At 63.4% G+C, this 20,547-nt stretch carries 16 protein-coding genes; 8 read left to right on the top strand and 8 right to left on the bottom strand.

Annotation, left to right across the window (positions count from 1 at the left end; genetic code table 11):
- Window positions 1-153: 153 nt before the first annotated feature.
- The 6 genes from ACLCGK_RS33015 to ACLCGK_RS33040 form a co-directional block, all read right to left on the bottom strand.
- Window positions 154-1,104: an IS110 family transposase gene (locus tag ACLCGK_RS33015; RefSeq protein ID WP_075047071.1), complete on the bottom strand. Its 951-nt coding sequence runs from the start codon at window positions 1,102-1,104 to the stop codon at window positions 154-156.
- A 399-nt stretch (window positions 1,105-1,503) separates the two neighbouring features.
- Complete coding sequence (locus ACLCGK_RS33020) at window positions 1,504-2,829, bottom strand: MFS transporter (RefSeq protein ID WP_410953704.1); 1,326 nt, start codon at window positions 2,827-2,829, stop codon at window positions 1,504-1,506.
- Window positions 2,830-3,020: 191 nt separating this feature from the next.
- On the bottom strand, window positions 3,021-4,700 hold the full coding sequence (locus ACLCGK_RS33025; protein ID WP_410953705.1) for an FAD-dependent oxidoreductase: 1,680 nt from the start codon (window positions 4,698-4,700) through the stop codon (window positions 3,021-3,023).
- Window positions 4,701-4,739: 39 nt separating this feature from the next.
- Window positions 4,740-5,060, bottom strand: a complete 321-nt coding sequence (locus ACLCGK_RS33030; protein ID WP_013972108.1) for an NIPSNAP family protein — start codon at window positions 5,058-5,060, stop codon at window positions 4,740-4,742.
- On the bottom strand, window positions 5,045-6,778 hold the full coding sequence (locus tag ACLCGK_RS33035) for an FAD-dependent oxidoreductase (RefSeq protein WP_410953706.1): 1,734 nt from the start codon (window positions 6,776-6,778) through the stop codon (window positions 5,045-5,047). Before ACLCGK_RS33035 ends, ACLCGK_RS33030 begins: the two co-directional genes overlap by 16 nt.
- Before the next feature lie 4 nt (window positions 6,779-6,782).
- The gene (locus ACLCGK_RS33040) at window positions 6,783-7,592 is read right to left on the bottom strand and encodes a shikimate dehydrogenase family protein (protein ID WP_410953707.1); all 810 of its coding nucleotides are present in this window, start codon (window positions 7,590-7,592) and stop codon (window positions 6,783-6,785) included.
- A gap of 154 nt (window positions 7,593-7,746) precedes the next feature.
- Between ACLCGK_RS33040 and ACLCGK_RS33045 the strand changes: the two genes are divergently transcribed.
- Complete coding sequence (locus tag ACLCGK_RS33045; RefSeq protein WP_025339626.1) at window positions 7,747-8,517, top strand: IclR family transcriptional regulator; 771 nt, start codon at window positions 7,747-7,749, stop codon at window positions 8,515-8,517.
- Window positions 8,518-8,674: 157 nt separating this feature from the next.
- Here the strand turns inward: ACLCGK_RS33045 and ACLCGK_RS33050 are convergent, their stop codons facing one another.
- On the bottom strand, window positions 8,675-10,528 hold the full coding sequence (locus ACLCGK_RS33050; protein ID WP_061550971.1) for an ABC transporter ATP-binding protein: 1,854 nt from the start codon (window positions 10,526-10,528) through the stop codon (window positions 8,675-8,677).
- A gap of 244 nt (window positions 10,529-10,772) precedes the next feature.
- Entirely contained in the window at window positions 10,773-11,690 is a 918-nt protein-coding gene (locus ACLCGK_RS33055) for a LysR family transcriptional regulator (RefSeq protein ID WP_410953708.1), read from the bottom strand.
- Window positions 11,691-11,809: 119 nt separating this feature from the next.
- Here ACLCGK_RS33055 and ACLCGK_RS33060 point away from each other — a divergent pair, with 119 nt between their 5' ends.
- The 7 genes from ACLCGK_RS33060 to ACLCGK_RS33090 all read left to right on the top strand — a co-directional run.
- A complete protein-coding gene (locus ACLCGK_RS33060) occupies window positions 11,810-12,568 on the top strand; it encodes a 5-oxoprolinase subunit PxpA (RefSeq protein WP_410953709.1) in 759 nt (252 codons plus the stop codon).
- A gap of 90 nt (window positions 12,569-12,658) precedes the next feature.
- Window positions 12,659-13,546, top strand: coding sequence for a 5-oxoprolinase subunit B family protein (locus ACLCGK_RS33065; RefSeq protein WP_013972123.1), 888 nt, complete (start codon window positions 12,659-12,661; stop codon window positions 13,544-13,546).
- Window positions 13,543-14,514, top strand: a complete 972-nt coding sequence (locus tag ACLCGK_RS33070) for a biotin-dependent carboxyltransferase family protein (protein ID WP_410953710.1) — start codon at window positions 13,543-13,545, stop codon at window positions 14,512-14,514. The genes ACLCGK_RS33065 and ACLCGK_RS33070 overlap by 4 nt, the downstream gene beginning before the upstream one ends.
- Window positions 14,515-14,746: 232 nt before the next feature.
- Complete coding sequence (gene icmH, locus ACLCGK_RS33075) at window positions 14,747-15,619, top strand: type IVB secretion system protein IcmH/DotU (RefSeq protein WP_410953711.1); 873 nt, start codon at window positions 14,747-14,749, stop codon at window positions 15,617-15,619.
- Between the two features lie 14 nt (window positions 15,620-15,633).
- A complete protein-coding gene (locus tag ACLCGK_RS33080) occupies window positions 15,634-17,712 on the top strand; it encodes a type VI secretion system Vgr family protein (protein ID WP_410953712.1) in 2,079 nt (692 codons plus the stop codon).
- Entirely contained in the window at window positions 17,712-18,635 is a 924-nt protein-coding gene (locus ACLCGK_RS33085; RefSeq protein WP_410953713.1) for a hypothetical protein, read from the top strand. Before ACLCGK_RS33080 ends, ACLCGK_RS33085 begins: the two co-directional genes overlap by 1 nt.
- On the top strand, window positions 18,632-20,547 hold a 1,916-nt coding region (locus tag ACLCGK_RS33090; protein ID WP_410953457.1), incomplete at its 3' end, for a T6SS effector BTH_I2691 family protein. The genes ACLCGK_RS33085 and ACLCGK_RS33090, both read left to right, overlap by 4 nt.

Here is a 20,547-nt window from a genome sequence, read left to right on the forward strand (position 1 = left end):
GTGGGAGCAACTGTCTTGCTCAATTTCAAAAAGCTGGCGCGATCCCTGTGGGAGCGGGCTTGCCCGCGAACACGGGCGAAGCCCGTGCCATCCACCACGGTGTTGGCTTCGCGGGCAAGCCCGCTTCCACGCGGCTCACGCTGCGTTCTGGATTTACGTTGTACTTTCAGGCTGCGGTAGCACTAGATCGAGCCATGATGTACCCGTTCTGAGCATGGCATTTAACCGCACGATGAACGTTCTCATGCAGGCCACGATAGCGACTTTGGGAAGTTTTCCGCGCTCCCGCAGTGACTGATAACGAGCCTTGAGTGCTGGGTTGTATTTCATCGCCACAAGGCATGCCATGTACAGCGATCGCCTGACCGCAAATCGCCCGCCAGAGATAGAGCGCTTGCCCATGAATTTCCCGCTGTCGTGGTTGAAGGGCGCCACCCCAACCAGGGAGGCAATTTCTCTGGATTCAACCCGACCTAGCTCCGGCAGCAGCGCTATTAGTTTGCCCGCCGTCACCATCCCAATGCCTTTCACTTTGATCAGCTGGGCAACCCGTTCGTCGTTCAGCATCGCGATTTGCTGTTCGATCTCACACTCAACCCGTTTGATCTGCGCCTTGAAGTGTTTCAGGTTGGCATTCAGGTAGTTAGCAACTGCAGTCGATTGCACCTGCTTCAGGCGCCGCAGGTCGTCATCTCGCTGTTGAACCATCCGATCACGTTGCTGAAGCAACTCTCGCAGAAGCGCTCGTTCGGGGCTGACTCGTAGAGAGGGTTGATCTGGAATGACTTCGGCATAGTGCGCCAGAACCTCGGCGTCGATGGCGTCAGTCTTGGCCTTGATGCCTAAAGAGTCAGCGAATGACCTGGCTCGCCTGGGATTGACGCGTATGACCTTGTAGCCAGCGTCCTGTAGAAAACGCATGACATCTCGCTCGTAGCCACCCGTCGCCTCTAACAGGACGCGTTTGATACTGAGCTTGCGAAGGCTCTCCAGTAGCGCCTCAAACCCTGTTGGATCATTGCTTAAATGCATTTTGATGCCCTGTGGCCGCACCGCAGCATCAAGGGAGAGACTGGAAACATCGATACCCAAGAAGGAAGCCATCACCAAAACCTCCTAAACTCAAAACAGTGAGAGGACTTTGGCTTGGCCCACGCTTGTGATTCGAGATCAGAGCCGCATCCAACTGTTCGGGCTCTCGCCAAAGTGGAACGGTGAATGGCAGCTTTTGCTCCCACACGTGCTCAAGGCACCTACGGCATTCAGCTTGCCATTCACCGCTCTCACTCCAAATTCTAATCCCCCATCAAGACACAAGCGGCTTTAGCCGCGAACACCGGCGCAGACGGTGCCAGGCACCGCGTTGGATTCTTCGCGGCTGAAGCCGCTCCCACAGGTACAGCGCATGTCTTGACTCAGGCGCGACCCCACACACAGTGCGTTCATCGGATTGATCAAAAAAAGGGCCCGCAAGGGCCCCGTAGAGGAAAATGGTCAGCGCGTTCAGGCGCTCTCGATCTTGCGCGGCGCCATGAAGTACATCCACGCCAGCGCCAGGAAGTACATCGCCGGGATCATGGTGAACAACACGGCATAGTTGTTATTGGTAGCGGTCAGCACGCTACCGACGATCTGCGTCATGAACATCCCGCCAATCGCCGCGCACATGCTGCCGAAACCGAACACCGTGCTCACCAGGTGCTTGGGCGTGTAGTCCATCACCAGGCTCCAGATATTCGCCGTCCATGCCTGATGCGCGCCCACCGCCAGCGAGATGGCCGCCACCGCGACCCACAGGCCACTGGCGTTGGCGGCAAAGGTGACGCTGACCATGGTGCAGGCGAAGATCAGCATCGACACCAGCCGCGCGGTGGTGGCGCGCACGCCACGGCCGATCAGCCAGGAAGACAGGATGCCGCCGCCGATGCTGCCGAAGTCCGCCGTCAGCCAGATGATGATCAGCGGGATGCCCATCTGGGTCACGTTGATGCCCAGGCTGTATTGCTGGTTGAGGAACGGTGGCAGCCAGTACAGGTAGAACCAGAACACCGGTGCGGTAATCGCGTAGGCCACCGCGAAGGCCCAGGTGCCACGCAGGCGCAGGATACGGCTGAACGGCACGCGGGTTGGCTCGGGCTCGTCATCCTGCTGGATGTACTCCACCTCGCTCTGGCGCACGCGCGGGTGATCTTCAGGGTTGTAGTACTTCAACACCCACAGCACCACCCACACCAGGCCCAGGCTGCCCATGGCGATGAACGCGGCCTGCCAGCCCCACACGGCCAGAATCATCGGCAGCAGGGCCGGTGTGACCATGGCGCCGACGTTGGTGCCGGCATTGAACAGGCCGGTGGCGATGGCCCGCTCGCCAGCCGGGAACCACAGGCGCACGGTCTTCACGCAGGCCGGGTAGTTGGCGGCCTCGGTCAGGCCGAGGATGAAGCGGCAGACCATGAAGCCAGCGGCCGAGGTGGCCAGGCCGTGAGCGCCGGTGGCCAGGCTCCACAGCAGCACGGCGAAGAAGAACGCGCGCTTCACCCCGACCTTGTCGATCAGCCGGCCCTGCAGCAGGAAGCCGACCGCGTAGCCGACCTGAAACCAGAAGTTGATGTTGGCGTAGTCCATCGCCGTCCAGCTCATTTCCTTGGCCAGGACGGGCTGCATGATGCCGAGCGCGGCACGGTCGATGTAGTTCAGGGTGGTGGCGAAGAACACCAGGGCGAGCATGCCCCAACGGGTCTTGCCGACGCCGAAGGCGCCGCGAAGCTTGTCGCCGATCGAACCCTGGGGCATCCGGGGGGCGGCGGGGGTGATCTTGGAGTGGTTCATAAACTGCTCGATTCTTGAAATTGTATTCAGCTGCGGTGCTGCGAGTACGTGACCGGTTCCCAGGCAGGGGGCACGCAAGGCCGGTGCATGGTGAGCAGTGAAGGCGGCAGCGTCAATTAAAGGGAGGGGCTAGTGTTCGGTTACCGAACGGTTGCGTTGGGCCTGCGGGCGAGGCAAGGGGCAACGTGATTTCAGGTGGTCAAGGTACTCAACGCTCTACCAGCCAGATAACCGAATGTCATCCCCGGCCCCAGGGTGATACCGCCACTCGGGTAGTGCCCGCCCATCACGCTGTGCATGTCGTTGCCCACCGCATACAGCCCGGGGATCGGCCGCGCATTGCGGTCCAGTACCCGGGCCGAGGCATCCGTGCCCAGGCCGGCGAAGGTACCCAGGCTGCCCGGCAACAGTTTCACTGCGTGGAACGGCCCGTGCAGCAGTGGCCGCAGCGACGGATTGGGGGCTTGCGACGGCTCGCCCTGCGCCCGGTTGTAGGCCGATACACCGCGCTGGAAAAGCGGGTCTTCACCCCGGGTTGCATGGCGGTTGAAGCCGTCCACCGTGCGCTGCAACTGCTCGACGTCGATCCCGCAGCGCTGCGCCAGTTCCTCCAGCGTGCGACCGCTGTGCAGGTAACCGCAGCGTTGATAGTGATGGGTGGGGAAAGGGAAGGGCTTGGCCCAGCCGATACCATAGCGACGTTGCGCGGCATGGTCGCAGATCAGCCAGGCTTCCGGCGCTTCACCCTTTGGCGTGGCGGCGAACAGTGCGTTCATGAAGTCGTGGTAGCAATCGGCCTCGTTGACGAAGCGCCGGCCATCGCGGCGCACGGCGATGAAGCCGGGTTTGGCGCGATCGACCAAGTGCGGGAAATGGCCGAAGCTGCCATTGCTGCGCGGCACCCTCGACACAGGTGCCCAGGCACCCGCATGGGCCGTGGTCGCCTGGACCAGGCCACCGGCCTGTTCGCCCAGGTGCAGGCCGTCGCCGCTGTTTTCCCTGGGGGCTGCGGAGTAATGCTGGGTACCGTCCGGCGCATGTGGCATCAGGTGCGCGATGCGCTGGCGATCATGTGCAAAGCCACCGCAGGCCAGCACCACACCGCGGCGGGCGTGGATCATCTGGCCGTCGGCAAACTGTGCGCCGCTGACCCGGCCTTCGCCCAGCAGGCGGCTGGCCGGCTTGTCGGTCAGTAGCGTCACGCCAAGGTCCAGGGCGCTGCGCAGCAGCCGTGCCACCAGGGCGTTGCCATTGACCAGTTGCATGCCGCGGCGGTGCAGCAGCAGGTCGCGGCAATGGCGCAGCAGGCGTTTGCCCACATGCAGCGCGGCCGTGGGCGAGCGTGTGGCGTTGAAGAAGGCGGCCATGTCGGCGCCGCCGGCAATGCCCATGCCGGCCAGGCTGACGATGTCTAGCGGTGGGCGCAGCTTGTGCAGCCAGGGCCCGAGCAGGCGCCCGTCGTATGGCAGGGCGCACAGCGAACGACCACCGCGCGTGCTGCCATCGCCCTCGCGCATGTCGGGCATGCGGCTGCCGCACTGGAACTGCACGGCGGTGTGTTGCTGGAAGAACGCCACCATCTCCGGGCCATGGTGCAGGAAGGCGCGCTGGCGCGGGTCCAGTTCGCTGACGTGGGTTTGCCCGCGCAGGTAGCGCTCCGGGGCATCGTCGGTCTCGACGATGCCTTCGGCAATGGCCAGCGGGTTGCGCGGTATCCACAGCCAGCCCCCCGACCAGGCACTGGTGCCGCCCAGTTGGCTGGCTTTTTCCGCGACGATCACCTGCTGGCCGTGATGGGCGGCAGTAACGGCGGCAGCCAGGCCAGAGGCACCGGAGCCGATGACAAGTACGTCACATTCGAGGGGTTGCATCGTGGGGTTCCGCTCAGGCATTGGAGGAAGGTTTTAGTTTTACTGCAGCGGCGAAAAGCCGGTGGGCCGCAGCATTCGCGACTGCAAGCGCAGCACCGCGCCCAGTTCGCGATTGCGCCTTGAGAACTCTGCCCAACGGGGGTCCGCTGCCATGGCTGCGCGGCGTGCCATGCGTTCGTCGAGGCTGGCATAGCCCCAGATATGCACCACCTGGTTGACCTCGCCGAACTCGCTGGTGAAAAAGCCGACCAGGTTACCGAGATGCTCGCTTTGCACCTCCAGCGCGTGGCTTTGGTACAGGCTCAGCCAGTCGGCCATTTTCAGTGGGTCGAGGGTGTAGGTTCTCAGTTCGTAGTACATGCTGGGGTCTCCATTTGGGTGGTTGGCGCCTGCAGGCGCGCGGCGATGTGGTTGGCAGCGAGCCAGCCGAAGGTGAGGGCGGGGCCCAAGGTGATGCCGGGGCCGGGGTAGGTGCCTTTCATCAGTGAGTTCATGTCGTTGCCCACTGCATAAAGCCCGGCAATCGGCTGGCCATCGCGGTTCAGCACGTTGGCCTGGGCGTTGGTCACCAGGCCGCGGGATGAGCCAAGGTCGCCGGTGTGGATGCGGATGGCGTAGAACGGGCCGCTGGTCAGCGGCGCCAGGCATGGGTTGGGCGTGTGTTGCGGGTCGCCCATGTAGCGGTTGTAGCTGTTGCCGCCTTTGCCGAACGCGCGGTCGATGCCGTTGCGGGCGTCGGCGTTGAACTGCTCCAGGGTCTGCATGAATACCTGTGGGTCGACACCAATGGTCTTGGCCAGTGCCTGCGCTGTTGCGGCGCGGTGCAGGTAGCCAGCATGGATCAACGCCTGGTTGTCCACTGGCTTTGGCCGCGCCAGGCCCAGGCCGTAGCGGTTCATCGCTTCGGCATCGCAGACCAGCCAGCAGCTGGCGATGCCTTTGGCGAACATGGTCTGCACGAAGTGGTGGTAGGAATCGGACTCGTTGACGAAGCGTCGCCCGTCCGGGCCCACCGCGATCACCCCCGGCTTGGCGCGGTCGGTGACCAGGTGCGGGAAGCGCTCATGCTCGCCACTGGCATGGCGCAGTTCCGAAACCGGTGCCCAGAAGAAGTTGGCCACCAGACCCTCACCCTGGGCTGCGGCCACGTCTTGGCCAAGGCGCAGGGCCCCGCCGTCATTTGTGGGCGGTGACATGGTCAGGTGCGGCGCGTGCCGGGCCGGCCGGTAACTGTCGGCGAGCGCGCCTGCAGCGAACCCGCCCATGGCGCACACCACACCACCCCGGGCCAGCACCCGTTCACGGCGCCCTTCGCGTTGCACCACCACGCCGGTGACCACGCCGCGTTCGACGATCAGCTCCAGGGCTTCGCTGCGCAACCACAGCTGCGTGCCATGGGCGAAGGCGCTGCTGGCCAGGCGGGCGATCAAGGCGTTGCCGGTGGTAAGGCGGGTGCCACGCGGATGATGCAGGCGGTCCCGCGCGTAACGCGCCATCAGCTTGAGGCAATGCCACAGCGACCGGGGCGAGCGGCGAATACTGAGAAAGTGCTGGATATCCACGCGGTTGACCATCATGCCGCCGAACAGCAACATGCCGGGCGGCGGCATCTGCAGGTCCTTGAAGTGCGAGCCGAGCTGCCTGCCGTCGTACTCGACCATCTCCAGCGCCCGGCCAAACTGGGTGGCACCGGGGGCGTCCGGGTAATAGTCCGGTGAATGCGGGCGCAGGGCGTAGCGCAGTTCGGTGTTCTGCTCCAGCCAGCGCAGCGCCTGGTGGCCATGCTCGATGAAGGCGTCGACCAGCGCGGGGTCATAGCCGTCGCCGATGACCTGCCGGAGGTAGGTGCGAATGGCCTCGGGGGAATCCACCGCACCAGCGGCGCGGGCTTGATCAGTACCATAGAGCCACACCGCCCCACCGGAAATTGCCGAGGTACCGCCAAAGTGCTCGGCCTTTTCCACCACCAGCACTTTCAGCCCCCGGCGGGCGGCGGTGGCGGCAGCGGTAAGGCCACCGGCGCCGCTGCCCAGCACGACCAGGTCAAAGTTGTGTTGCGTATGTTCATGTGTCGGCATGGCTTCAGATCTCCAGCGGCGTGACGCCCATGAAGGCGCCCAGGTGGCCGAGTTGGGCGAAGGCCATTTCCGGGCCGGTCTGGACCGCGCAGCCTGCCTGGCGTGCCCGTTTCAGCAGCGGGGTGATCTCGGGTGAGGTGACCACATCGGCGACCAGGGTTTCGGGTTGCAAGGTGGCGAGCATGGCGGCAGGCAGTGGCAGCTCCGCGCTACCGCCCATGCCGACAGGGGAGGCGTTGACCAGCAGGTCGAAGCCTTCCAGCCCGTCGACCCGGGTGGCGATTTCGACCGTGGGGAAGGCATTGCCGAGCAGCTCGCACACAGCGCCCATGCGCGCTGTGCTGGGGTCGCTGAGGGTGACGCTGGCGATGCCGGCCTCGCCCAGTGCATAGGCAATGGCACTGCCGACCCCGCCGCAACCGATTACCAACGCACGCTTGCCGGCCGGCTCGAAGCCATGTTTGCGTGCAGCACCGAGGAAGCCGGCGCCGTCCACGTTGTCGCCCAGCAGTCGCCCGTCACGCTCGCGGCGAATCACATTGACCGAGCCCAGCGCGGCTGCGCGCTCGCTCAGGCTATCAAGGCGGCTGGCCAGGGCCTGCTTGTACGGCACGGTGACCACGCAACCGCGCAGGTTCTGCCAGCCACGCAGAGTGCCGGCAAAGGTATTCAGCGCGGTCTCCTGCAGGTCGATGGGCAGCATGGCGAGGTTGCAGTTGTTGTTGGCGAACCAGGTGTTGAAGTTTTCGGGGGACTTCACCTGGGCAATGGGCGAACCGACGATGGCGACCAGTTCAGTCGAACCACGAATCATGCTGACCTCCTTATTGGCGTTGTTATGCAGGCCAAGGGTGAGGCAAGGGGGCGTGGGCAACAATGCGCTCATCGGGCGTTTAATGCGATAATCGCATCATTGGTCCGGTTATCGCTGTAATCGGCTGTTTTTGCCCTGCTTGCGAGTCGAATAGATGAACACCCCCGCTATCCATCCCCGTGACCTGATCGCCGGCTTGCAGAAGGGCCTGGCGCTGATGCAGCTGTTCAGCGCCGAGCAGCCGCGCCTTAGCGTGCCGCAGGCGGCCAGGTTGTCCGGCCTTACCCCCAGTGCCGCGCGGCGGTTTCTGTTGACCTTGGTACACGAAGGGTTTGCCGAAACCGACAGCCGTGAGTACTGGCTTACGCCCAAGGCGCTGCGCCTCGGCCAGGCGTATGTGGATTCGGCGCAACTACCGCGCATGCTGCGACCGATCGTCGAGCAGGTGGCGCGGCAGACGCAGGAGCATGTGTCGGTGGGTACCCGTGATGGTGACGAGATCATCCATCTGGTACGCAGCCGCTACAGCCATGTGGCCTCATTGTCGATCCGGCCGGGTTCGCGGGTGCCGATGTATTGCACCGCCGGCGGGCGCGTCTGGCTGGCCTGGCTGGATGAGGGGGAGCGGGACGCCTACTTTGCGCGTAACCCGCTGCGGGGGTTGACGCCTTATACGCAGACGGACCGGTTACAGCTGGAGGCGGAGTTGCTGCGAGTGAAGGAGCAGGGGTTCTGTATCGTGGACCAGGAGTATGAAATCGGCATGCGCGTGCTGGGTGTGCCACTGTTGGACCGGGCTGGCCGGCTGAAAGCGACGTTGACCATCACCACCCATGCTTCGCGGTTGAGTGTGGATGAAATACGCTTGCGGTATCTGCCGACCTTGTACGAGGCGCAGGCGTTGTTGCGGCCGGTGCTGGATTGAGGCGGTATGGTTCGGGAATCGTGCTGCCGTCTTCGCGGGTAAACCCGCTTCCACAGGGATGGCGCCAGGGCAGTTGATTCTGCAGGAGTGCAGAAATCCCTGTGGGAGCGGGCGTGCCCGCGAAGCAGGCGACGCGGTACCTGATCCAACCTCCTGGCTATTCAATCGCCTCGGCCACGCCTTGGTCCTCACCCAGGAACCCGCCGCTCTGGTGCTGCCACAACCGCGCATAAGTACCATTCTTCGCCAGCAGTTCCGCATGGGTGCCTTGCTCGATGATGCGCCCTTCATCCATCACGATCAGCCGGTCCATGGCGGCAATCGTCGACAACCGGTGGGCGATGGCGATGACGGTCTTGCCTTGCATCATTTCATCCAGGCTCTCCTGAATGGCCACTTCCACTTCCGAGTCCAGCGCACTGGTGGCTTCGTCCAGCAGCAGGATCGGCGCGTTCTTAAGCATCACTCGGGCAATGGCGATGCGCTGGCGCTGGCCACCTGACAGCTTGATGCCGCGCTCTCCCACCAAGGTGTCGTAACCCGTGTTGCCCTGGCGGTCGCTGAGCTGGCTGATGAAACCATCGGCCTGGGCATTGGCCGCAGCGGCGCGGATCTGCGCTTCGGTGGCATCGGGGCGGCCATAGGCGATGTTGTCGCGAATCGAGCGGTGCAGCAGCGAGGTGTCCTGGGTGACCATGCCGATCGCCGCGCGCAGGCTGTCCTGAGTGACCTTGGCCACGTTCTGCCCGTCGATACGGATTTCCCCTCTGTCCACGTCGTAGAAGCGCAGCAGCAGGTTGATCAAGGTGGATTTGCCGGCGCCGGAGCGGCCGACCAGGCCGACTTTTTCGCCCGGGCGAATGTGCAGGCTCAGGTCGTCGAGCACCTGACGCTCGCCGTTGTAGTTGAAGCCCACCTTGTCGAAACTCACCGCGCCACCCGTGGTTACCAGCTCGGCAGCGCCCGGCGCATCCTTTACCTTGGGGCCGCGGGTGAGGGTGGCCATACCGTCCTGCACGGTGCCGATGTTTTCGAACAGCGAGGTTATCTCCCACATGATCCAGTGCGACATGCCGTTGATACGCAAGGCCATGGCGGTGATCGCCGCCACCGCCCCGGTACCGACCTGGCCCTGGTGCCACAGCCACAGCGCATAGCCACCGGCAGCGATGATCAAGCCCACCACCAGCGCCTGGTTGACGATTTCGAACTGGCTGACCAGACGCATCTGGCGAAAGCCGGTCTGCTTGAAGTCCTCCATGGCCGCGCGCGCGAAGTGCGCTTCGCGGTTGGCGTGCGAGAACAGCTTCACCGTGGTGATGTTGGTGTAGGCGTCGGACACCCGCCCGGTCATCGACGATCGCGCATTGGCCTGCTCCTGGCCGACCTTGCCCAGGCGTGGCACGAAATACAGCATGGCCAGGCCGAACAGTACGACCCAGGCAATGAATGGCAGCATGAGTTTCAGGGCAAAGCCACCGGCCAAGGCAATGATCGCGATGAAGTACACCCCGATCCCGGGCAGGATCTCGATGATGGTGAACAACACATCGCGCACCGCCAGTGCAGTCTGCATCACCTTGGTGGTGACCCGACCGGAAAACTCGTCAGAAAAGAACGACAGGCTCTGGCGTAGCATCAGCCGGTGAAAGTCCCAGCGCAGCCGCAGCGGCAAGTTGATCGCCAGCACCTGGTGCTGAACCATGGTGCGCAGCGCCACCAGCCCGATGCTGACCAGCAGGACGATGCCGATACCCCACAGCACCCGGGTTTCTTCGGGGCCGACGGTACCGCCGGCCTGCCAGGCCGAGAGCAGGTCCACGACCTGGCCGAGAAAGGCGAACAGCCAGGCTTCGTAGATCGATACCCCGGCACTGAGCAGCGCAAGCGCCAGGATGTAGCCGCGTGCGCCCCGGGTGCAGGCCCACATGAAGCGCAACAGGCCAACCGGTGGCGGTGGTACCTCATCAGGTGGGAAGGGATCGAGCCAGCGCTCAAAGATGCGAAGCATGCTTGTCTCCGGAAAATCAATTCTTGCCTGGCCGGTGACCATGACACACAGCGATATGTCCGCTGTCGCCATGGCAGGCTTGGGCTGCAATGCAGCCCCAGTCAAGCCGGCAACCTTAACTGACAGACACTGACCCAACGGTCGTTGTTAACAAAACTTTGCAAATTATTACATTTCTGTCTGATTTCATTTTGCCTTGGTGCTGTAGGGGTACCCGCGACGAGATCGGGCCTGCAGGGAACGGTCAGCGCCGTGCCGACAACTGCTGCGGTGCCAAAAAAGCATCATGGAAGTAATTGCGTACAGCCTGCATCGCCGGGCTGAACGCCCGTTCCCGGTGCCAGGCCAACCCGACGCTCATCGGTGTCACCGGGTCGCTGATGGTCACCGTCTCGATACGCTTGCCCTCCAGCGACCAGGGCCGGTGCACCAGGTCCGACAGGATCGCTACACCGCTGCCATTGGCAACCATGCTGCGCACGGCCTCCACCGAACTGGTCCGCACCCGCACTTTCGGCCGCTGCCCGGCCTGTTCCCAATAGCGCATGGCGCTTTGCTCGGCCTCATCCACGGTCAGCAGGATGAACGGCTCGCAGGCCACATCGGCCAGGCTTACCGCCGAGCGCTCGCACAGCGGATGGTTGCCAGGCAGCCACAGGCGGCGTTCGGAGTTGAACAGGGTTTCCGAGACGATGTCCGGGTGGGTGAGGTTGGCGGTGAGTACCACTGCCATGTCGAAACGACCCTCCAGCAACCCTTGCTCGATGGCGCTGCGCTCCTGCTCGTACAGCTCCAAGGTCACATCCGGATGCCAGTGCTCCAGCCGCTGCAGGTGATGGGGCAGGAAGTAGCCGATCACCGTGTAGCTTGCCGCCAGGCGCAGCCGGCCACTGGCGCGCACGTCCGGCAGCGGGCTGTTCAACGCATCGTCCACGCTACGCAGGATCACGTAGGCGCGGTTGAGGAAGTGACGGCCGGCCTCGGTCAGGCTCATGCCCTGCGCCGAGCGCTGGAACAGCAGCACGCCGAGCATCGCCTCCAGCTCCTTGATCGCCGTGGTCACTGCAGACTGGGAAATGTTCAGGTGGATTGCCGCCTGGGAAATCTGGCCGATCTCGGCGGTGGCGACGAAATAGCGGACCTGGCGCAGGGTCAGTGACACGATAGCTCCCGGGGTATCTGATTTTCAGAAGACACCCTATCTGTTTATAGATCTTCCCAAGGGGGTGCGGAGAATCTAACGTGGCTTGCATGCAGTCACAAGCGCCAGGAGAGACAGTCATGCAGGTGGTGGATTTCAATTCGGACATGGGTGAGGGCTTTGGCCCGTGGACGATTGGCGACGGCGTCGACAACGAGCTGATGGGCTACATCAGCACGGCCAACATCGCCACCGGCTTCCATGCTGGTGACCCCGGCACCATGCGCCGCACCGTCGAGCGGGCCAAGGCCCTGGGCGTCGCAGTGGGGGCGCACCCTGGGTTCCGCGACCTGGTCGGCTTCGGTCGCCGGCACATCAATGCCCCGGCCCAGGAACTGGTCGACGACATGCTCTACCAACTCGGCGCCCTGCGTGAAATTGCCCGCGCCCAGGGCGTGCGCCTGCAGCACATCAAGCCGCACGGTGCCCTGTACATGCATCTGGCACGTGACGAAGAAGCTGCACGGCTGCTGGTGGAAAACCTGCGGCTGATCGAGCCAGAGCTGCTGCTGTACTGCATGCCGGGTTCGGTGATCTGCCGCATTGCCCAGGAGCTTGGCCAGCCGGTCATTCGCGAGTTCTACGCCGACCGCGAGTACGACCTGAGCGGTTCGATCGTGTTCACCCGCAATGTGCGGGGCTACGAACCTGGAGCGGTCGCTGAACGGGTGTTGCGGGCTTGTCAGCAAGGCGTGGTGCGCACGGTCGAGGGCCAGGACCTGGCCATCGAATTCGATTCCATCTGCCTGCACAGCGACACCCCGGGGGCGCTCGACCTGGTCGAGGCCACGCGCAAGGCGCTGGACGCTGCCGGTATCGTGGTGCGTGCGCCACGCTGAATCCGTGGGGCATCCGGCAGGTATACGCCGGAGCCCGTGCAATTTGCTTTCGCCTGCCTTTCTGTAAAGACTCCAAGAAAAGGAACAGTCATGGCCGAACCGCTCGCTACAACCCCTATCCGCTACAGCTTCGGCGCCGACGAGCACCTGTTTGCCGAAGTCAGCGAGAGCATGTCGCTGGAGGCCTTTTTCAAGGGCATGGCCGTCACCCGCGCGGTGGAGCGGCTGGCCCTGGATGGCGTGCTGGATGTGTGCCTGGCCAACGCCTCGTTCCAGATTCGCTTCGACCCGGACCGTATCGCGCCGCAGGCACTGCTGGAGGCGGTGCGCGGTGCCGAAGCGCAGGCAGTGGCCGAGCGCTCGTTGCAGACACGGATCATCGAGATTCCAGTGCTGTACAACGACCCCTGGACCCATGAAACGCTGATGCGTTTTCGTGACCGCCATCAGGACCCAGGCAGCACCGACCTGGAGTACGCCGCGCGGATCAACGGCCTGGCCGATGTCGAGGGGTTCATTGCCGCGCACAGCGGTGCGCCGTGGTTCGTGTCGATGGTCGGGTTCGTTGCCGGCCTGCCGTTCATGTTCCAGATGGTCGAGCGAGAGCGGCAACTGCAGGTGCCCAAGTACCTGCGCCCGCGTACTGACACCCCCAAGCTCACCCTTGGCCATGGCGGCTGTTTCGGCTGCATCTATTCAGTGCGCGGGGCAGGTGGCTACCAGATGTTCGGCGTCACTCCGGCGCCTATCTACGACCCGCAGCAGACGCTGAACTACCTGAAGGAGCACATGGTGTTCTTCCGCCCGGGAGACATCGTGCAGTTCAAACCCATTGACCGCCGCACCTACGACCAGGCGGTGGCGGATGTCGAAGAAGGCCGTTTCGACCTGCGCATTCGCCCGGTGGAATTCTCCCTGGACGCGTTCCTTGCCGACCCGGTCGGTTATCCACGGACTCTGCAGGAGGTGCTGGCATGATCAAGGTACTCAAACCCGGCTTGGCTACCTCGGTGCAGGACCTGGGCCGCGAAGGCTACTACCACCTGGGCATCCCGCCGTCCGGCGCCCTCGACCAGTACGCCCTGAGGGCGGCCAACCACCTGGTGGGCAACCCGGCCGGCGCCGCCGGCCTTGAGTGTGCGCTGGTGGGGCCGGAGCTGGAGTTCCAGCAGGATGCCCTGGTGGCGGTTTGCGGGGCGCAGATGCCGGCCTTGCTCGATGGCCGCGAGCAACGCCCGGACACCGCGTTTGCCGTACGTGCCGGGCAGGTGTTGCGTTTCGGCTTCCCTACCGCAGGTGCCCGGGCCTACCTGGCGGTGGCCGGCGGTATCGATGTACCCGAGGTGCTCGGCAGCCGCTCCACCTATGCGTTGGGTGCATTGGGTGGCTTGCAAGGGCGCAAGCTGATGGCGGGTGACCTGTTGCCGGTCGGCATGCCCAGCGGCAAGACCCGCGCCGGCGCAAGCCTGCCGATGGCCTTGCGCCAGGCCTTGGGCGGCGAGGTGGTGCTGCGGGTGGTGCCGGGGCTGTATTTTCACCGCCTGACCAAGGCTGCGGTGCAAAGCTTTTTCACCGAAGCCTGGACGGTCGGCTCCGAGGCTGACCGTATCGGCTATCGCTACAAGGGCGGCAGCGCCTTGAGCTTCCAGCCACGGGAGCAGCCGTTCGGGGCCGGCTCGGACCCGTCGAACATCGTTGACAGCTGCTACCCGATCGGCTCGATCCAGGTGCCCGCGGGGCTGGAGCCGATCATCCTGCACCGTGACGCGGTGTCGGGTGGCGGCTACGCCATGATCGGCACGGTGATCAGCGCCGACCTGGATCTGATCGGGCAGATGCAGCCCAACCAGCAGGCGCGGTTCCTCGAGGTAAGCCTGGAGGAAGCCCTGGAAGCTCGGCGCTCGTACAAGAAGAAGCTGGGTTTCCTGGCCAGGTTGTTTGGCTGATTGATGTTTGCGGCGGTGCGCCACCCACACTAGGGCTGGCGCAGTCGTTGCAGGAGCGGCCTTGTGTCGCGAAAGGGCCGCCGAGCGGCCCCGGAATTCCGGCATCACAGCGTCCAGACAAGCCAAAAGGAGAAAATTCCTACAGCGCTTTGGGACGCACCACGCTCCTCGAAGAATTGATTCCCCGATAGTGTTCATGTCTTCAGCCTAACTGGAAGACAAGGACCTCTTCATGCCCGGCCCATCTGCTGTTCGTATTGGAAAACCCCAGGCCGCCAACGCTGCCCATGACGTAACCGAAAGCAGCCTGCATGCCATGCTCGATGTCCCGGAGGGCAGCGATTCACCTTATCCACCCGGCCACGGCAGGCGCGCGGATCATGAGGGTTATCCGGCCGACCCGGACTTCCAGCTACGCGGCGGCTTCGCCAACCTGATGCTCGACGCGGCCAACCCGCTGTTCGGCCTGGTCATACGCCTGCGTACGCTGGATGACCTGCCCAACATCGAACATGTGCACAAGACCCTGCAGATTCAGGTCAGCACAATCCGCGAGGAAATACAGCAGCACGGTTATTCCTCTGTGCACCTCGAAGCCTATTCCTATGCCTTGTGCCTTTACCTGGACGAGGCCGTGATGAGTCGCCCCTGGGGGAACAATTCGTGCTGGAGCCACGAACCGCTGCTCAGCATCTTCCATGGCGAAACCCAGGGTGGCGAGAAGATCTTCGTGTTGCTGGAGCGGTTGATGCAGTCTCCGGAGGAGTTCCAGGATGTGCTGGAGTTCCTGTACTTCTGCTTTTGCCTGGGCCTGAAGGGCAAGTACGCCCTGGACCCGAAATGCGATGAAATCATCAACGCCCTGATTTCGCGGATGCACAAGGTCATTCGTGCACTGCGCGGCCCCACGCCGGAATTCCCGGGCGACCCCTATACCAACGTGGTCCATCGCCCCCACCGCATGCGGCGTCGGGAATGGCCCTGGTGGAGCCCGTTGGTGATCTCCGCCATCGCCATGGTCTGCGCCTACTGCTACTACAGCTACCGCCTGAGCTTGATCACCGCCGAGGTGCTGGAGTCGCTCAACGGCATTTTGCAGCAGTAGCAAAGGGGATCCGCATGCCTAGCCAATCCGACTTGCGCTTCACCTTCCAGCCGCTGGCTGGCCAGATTGACTTCGAGGTGGTTTCGTTCGAACTCGACGAAATGATCAGCTCACCGTTCCAGCTGAAACTGGAACTGATCAGTTTTGAAGACGAGGTCGACTTCGGCCAGTTGCTCGACCAACCAGTGCTGTTCACGATCTGGCGCGGTGAGCGCCCCCTGCGCTATGTGCACGGCCTGGTCAGCAGTTTCAGCCAGGGTGAGACGGGGTTCTATCGCACCCGTTACCGCGCATTGGTCGAGCCCGTGCTGGCCCGTGCCGGCTTACGTTCGAACTGGCGCATCTTCCAGCAGAAGACCGTGCCGCAGATTCTCGAATTGATGCTCAAGCGCCAGGGCATTGCCCGTTTCGAAATCAACAGCATGGGCGAGCATCAGGTGCGCGAGTTCTGCGTACAGGCCGGTGAAACGGACCTCGATTTCATCGCCCGCCTGGCGGGTGAGGAGGGTTTCGTCTATCGCTTCGAGCACACACCGAAACACCATCAGCTGGTCATCACCGACCGACTGCTGGCGCTGGGGCAGATCAGCCGAAGCGCGATCAAGGCCGACGACGAGGATGAAGACTTCTTCGACGAAGACGACATCGGCCCCGACCAGGTGCTGTACCGTGCCAACAGCGGTGGCGACCAGGCCAGGCCTTGTCTGCGCCGCCTGCGTTACAGCGAACAGGTGCGCACTGCACGTCAGGTGCAGCGGGACTACACCTTCACCAACCCGCAGTACCGGCAGGAACACCGCGCAGGTGACAGTGGCATCACCCATCAGTCCCGGGACTACGAGCGTTTCGACTACCCCGGCCGCTACAAGCGCGATGCGGTCGGAGTGCCCTTCACCGCCACGCGCTTGACGGCCCTGCGCCATGACGCCCGTATTGCCGAAGTCGAGGGTGACGATGTGCGGCTGCAACCGGGGCTGAGCTTCACCCTCATCGAACATCCGCGCAAAGACCTCAACGCCCATTGGCGTGTGATGCGTGTACATCACGAGGGCAGCCAGTTCACCAGCCTGCAAGAAGAAGCTGCCGGGGCCGAACAAGGAACGCGCTACTCGCAGGAAGCCGTGCTGGTGCCCGGCCGCATCGAATGGCGTCCGGCGCCACTGCCCAAGCCACGCATCGACGGCCCGCACATGGCCACGGTCGTCGGGCCGCCCGGGGAAGAGATCTACTGCGACGAGTGGGGCCGGGTCAAGGTGAGCTTCCCCTGGGACCGGGAGAGCGAGAACAACGAGTTCAGCTCCTGCTGGGTGCGCGTGTCGCAAGGCTGGGCAGGCGGCAGCTGGGGCTCGATGGCCATCCCGCGCATCGGCCAGGACGTGATCGTCCAGTACGTCAACGCCGACCCCGACCAGCCGATGATCACCGGGCGTACTTATTGCGGCGACCAGCTGCCGCCGTATGACCTGCCCGAACACAAGACCCGCATGACCATCAAGAGCCAGACCCACAAAGGCGATGGTTTCAACGAGCTGCGCTTCGAGGACGAACTCGGCAAGGAAGAAGTGTTCATCCATGCCCAGCGGGACCAGAACAATGTAGTCGGCAATGATGAGACCACGCGTGTGGGGCGTAATCGTGTCGAGCAGGTCGGCAATGATGAGCACTTGAGTATCGGCAATGACTTCCGCCAGGAAACCGGGGGGGACCATACCCAGCTCATTGGGCAAACCTGCCACGTAGACATCAAGCAGGACCTGATCGAGAAGATAGGCAACGACCGTAGCGAATCAACAGGGGCCAATCACAGGGCCCTTGTCGGGAAAGACGCCGAGCTGGTCGTCAAAGGTACGCAAAAGGTCACCGTCGGGCAGGGCATGGAGCAACATACGACGATCTATCAGCTGCGCGCCAGTGAGCGCATCGAGTTCAGAACCGCGGGCGGCAGCATTGTGCTGGACGGGCAGGGCATCACTATCAACGGGCTGAAGCTCGAGCTGTTGGGGCAAACCAGCGCGGCTGCGTCAGGGGCTGGAAACAGCCAGCCACTTACGCTTGCGCCTGATGCCAGCAACAAGTGCGAGGCCAAGGCCTGATGCGCACTGACAACCTGGCGAGGCTCATCGAAAGCCATCATGGGGCGCACTTGTACTGCCATGTGCTGATAGATCCGCTTGCGACTGCTCACGATGGCGACCACGCCGTGCTTGCCCCGCTGCGCAATGCCCTGGGTGAGCAGGCATTGACCCGTGTACACCGGGCCGACCTGGCCCATGCCCCCCAACTGCATCCCGTACTGGTCTGCCTGGCTTCGCCCGGCATGGTCCCCAGTCGCCGTCTGTTGGAACTGACCGCCCGAGCGGCGCAGAGGGCGTTGTTTCAGCAACGGCGTTACCTGTGTGGCTGGCTGTTCAGTGAGGCGCCTTCGGCCACTGTCGCGTCCCATCTCACGGCCTTGTGTCGGCTACCCGATTCCAATCGGGAATTTGGCTGCTACCCGGTCTACGAACCCGTCCGGCTGGAGTTGCTTGCGGCGACGTTCGAGCTGCTTGAACAAGGCCCATGGTGGCCGATCAGTGACTGGTTGTTCCTGAGTAGCGGTGGGAGGTTGGCAAGCCTGAAAGGGCAGAGCGGGCAGCGACACCCTTTGCCGACCCCTGCGCGGCGAATTCAGGATGACGTGGGGCTGATCGAACGTGTGCTGGCTACCTGGAGAGTGTTGCGGGCGGGTTCGCAGCACATCAATCAGTGCCAGATTCCACCGTTTGCTGCGGTGCGTGCTTCGAACCATGTCGATGATGCACGCAGGTTGGGCCTGAGCGCGATGGAGGACATCGTGGCCTTCGCTCTCCATCACCTGTGCATTCACCCGAGGCTGCATACCGTACCTGCGGTGGGCGAAATGATCGATGCAGCGGCCAGAGGCCAGGCGCCTCTTGCCGCGTTGCTCGCCCGCTACTCCGAGGCGCAATGGCGCCAACTGATCGAATGCCTGCCGAAATCCGAGAATCGCTCATGACTATCAGCCAACGTATTGCCCTCGCGATCGCCGAAGCCGGGCTGCCGCACGACCAGTGCATGTTCTGCGAGCGCCAGGGCCTGCCGATCCTGCCGCTGCGCCGCGCCCTGGTGCCGGATACCCGCCCCGAGTGTGTCTCCACCGTGGCGGATAACCGGCATATCTCGACAAAGATCGGCTTGCGCACCTTGCGCAGGGGCTTCCTGTATGTGCTGCTCGACCAGCAGGTCTGGCATGCCTATGCCGTCAGCGAGCAAGGTCATCTGCGCCGCTTCAACCCCTACGAGCCGCCAGATGGCCCGCCTTCGCCGCTGCCCGAAAAATGCGTGAACGCAGATCACGACATTCCTTCGGCCTTTCTCAACCTCGATACCGGCAGGTACACCAGCGCCTGGCTGGCCTTCTCCAGCGATCCTTGGCCGGTGAGCGTGCTGAACGCCTACAAGAGGGGGGAGGCGCCCGCCCACCGCTTCGAAGGTCTAGACCTGATCCAGGCCCGCAACAATCCCGAACTGCTGGGCATCGCCATGACGCCCGATAAGCTTGGGGTCGACCAGCAGGTGTTCGAGTACGCCCAGCATGGCTGTGCCCCCTTCGACAGTGCGCATGGCTTCCACAGCCGCTGGTTGCGCCGGTTCGCCCTGCGAGGGTATCTGGTCAATGCGATCAACCGGCACAAGCTGGAAAACGGCGTGCTGGCAGTGGTGCTCGACGACACCGTCGGGCTGATTCAGGAGTACAACCATCAGCGGCTGAACTGGGTACTGAAGCGTCAGGCCTGGCGTGAAGAACCGATGCGCGCCTATCAGCTGCAGACCTCGCAGATCCTGCAGATCATTCGCGCCACGCACAGGGAATGGGCGGCGCAGAAGGTGCCGTCGCTGGAACCGATGACGGGTGATGGGCCGCCGGTGTTCACCGACCCGGCAGTCGAGCGGCAGCTGTTGGTCGAGCGTGCGCAGCAGGAGAGTGACGAGCGGCTTGAAGAGCGCTACCACGAACCGCAGCGGGCCGCGTTCCAGGCTGACTATGAGCAGCAGGAACGTGAGTTTCAGCGTTACATCGACAAGGACGCGCAGGCGTACGTTGCCTTGTTCGATACGCCCATGTTCAAGGTGGCCGAGGCGTACGACTACGACGGTAACGATCGTGAGTCCGGGGTGGCCTACGCCAAGACCATGGCCCTGTGCCTGGGTGGTGGGGTTACGGAAGCTGTCGTCCCCCGTTTTGAACCGCATGTTCCTGCTTCCGGCACCAGCGAACTGCTCTGGCTGAAATGGCTAAAGGACCCGGACAGCCCGCCCTACCGCGCCTTGCTGATGCGCGACCAGGCACTGCTGGCCGGGCTGCTGCCCAGATTCTCCGCCACAGAAGCGATCAACTGGAACGACAGCGACAAGCTCTACGGCATGCTGAGCAAGATCATCGCCAGCGATGACGCCGGCTTGCGCATGCGCAATACCCTCAAGCAGGCCATTGCTGAAACGCAGAGCGCACTCAATGCGGCCAGTCAGCGGCTGGCGCCATGTTTGTCACCTGGTATTCAGAAGGCTGTGCGGCATTTGAACAGTGCCACGCAGTTTCTCTACAACGGCGTCCACCTGATCGAGCTGGAAGTGAAGATGAAGCTGGGCGAGTACTACGCCTTGCAGAGCGCCCACCTCCGGGAGTTGCAGCATAAGGCCAACGCGTCGATCGCCGAGGCGCGGGACCGGATGCACCGCAATATCGATGACTTCGAGTTTGGCTCGATGAAGGCCATGCGCAAGGTGCGGCCGATCATCCAGCACGGGCTGATGAGCCTGGCCGTGCTCGACCCGCGGTTCACCAATACGATGATCAGCGTGACGGTGTGGGTCGAGGGCAAGGCCGAGGAAGTGCATGGGCGGTTGTTCAAGGAGGCCAGCATGGG

The organism is Pseudomonas sp. S1(2024), from assembly GCF_046557535.1.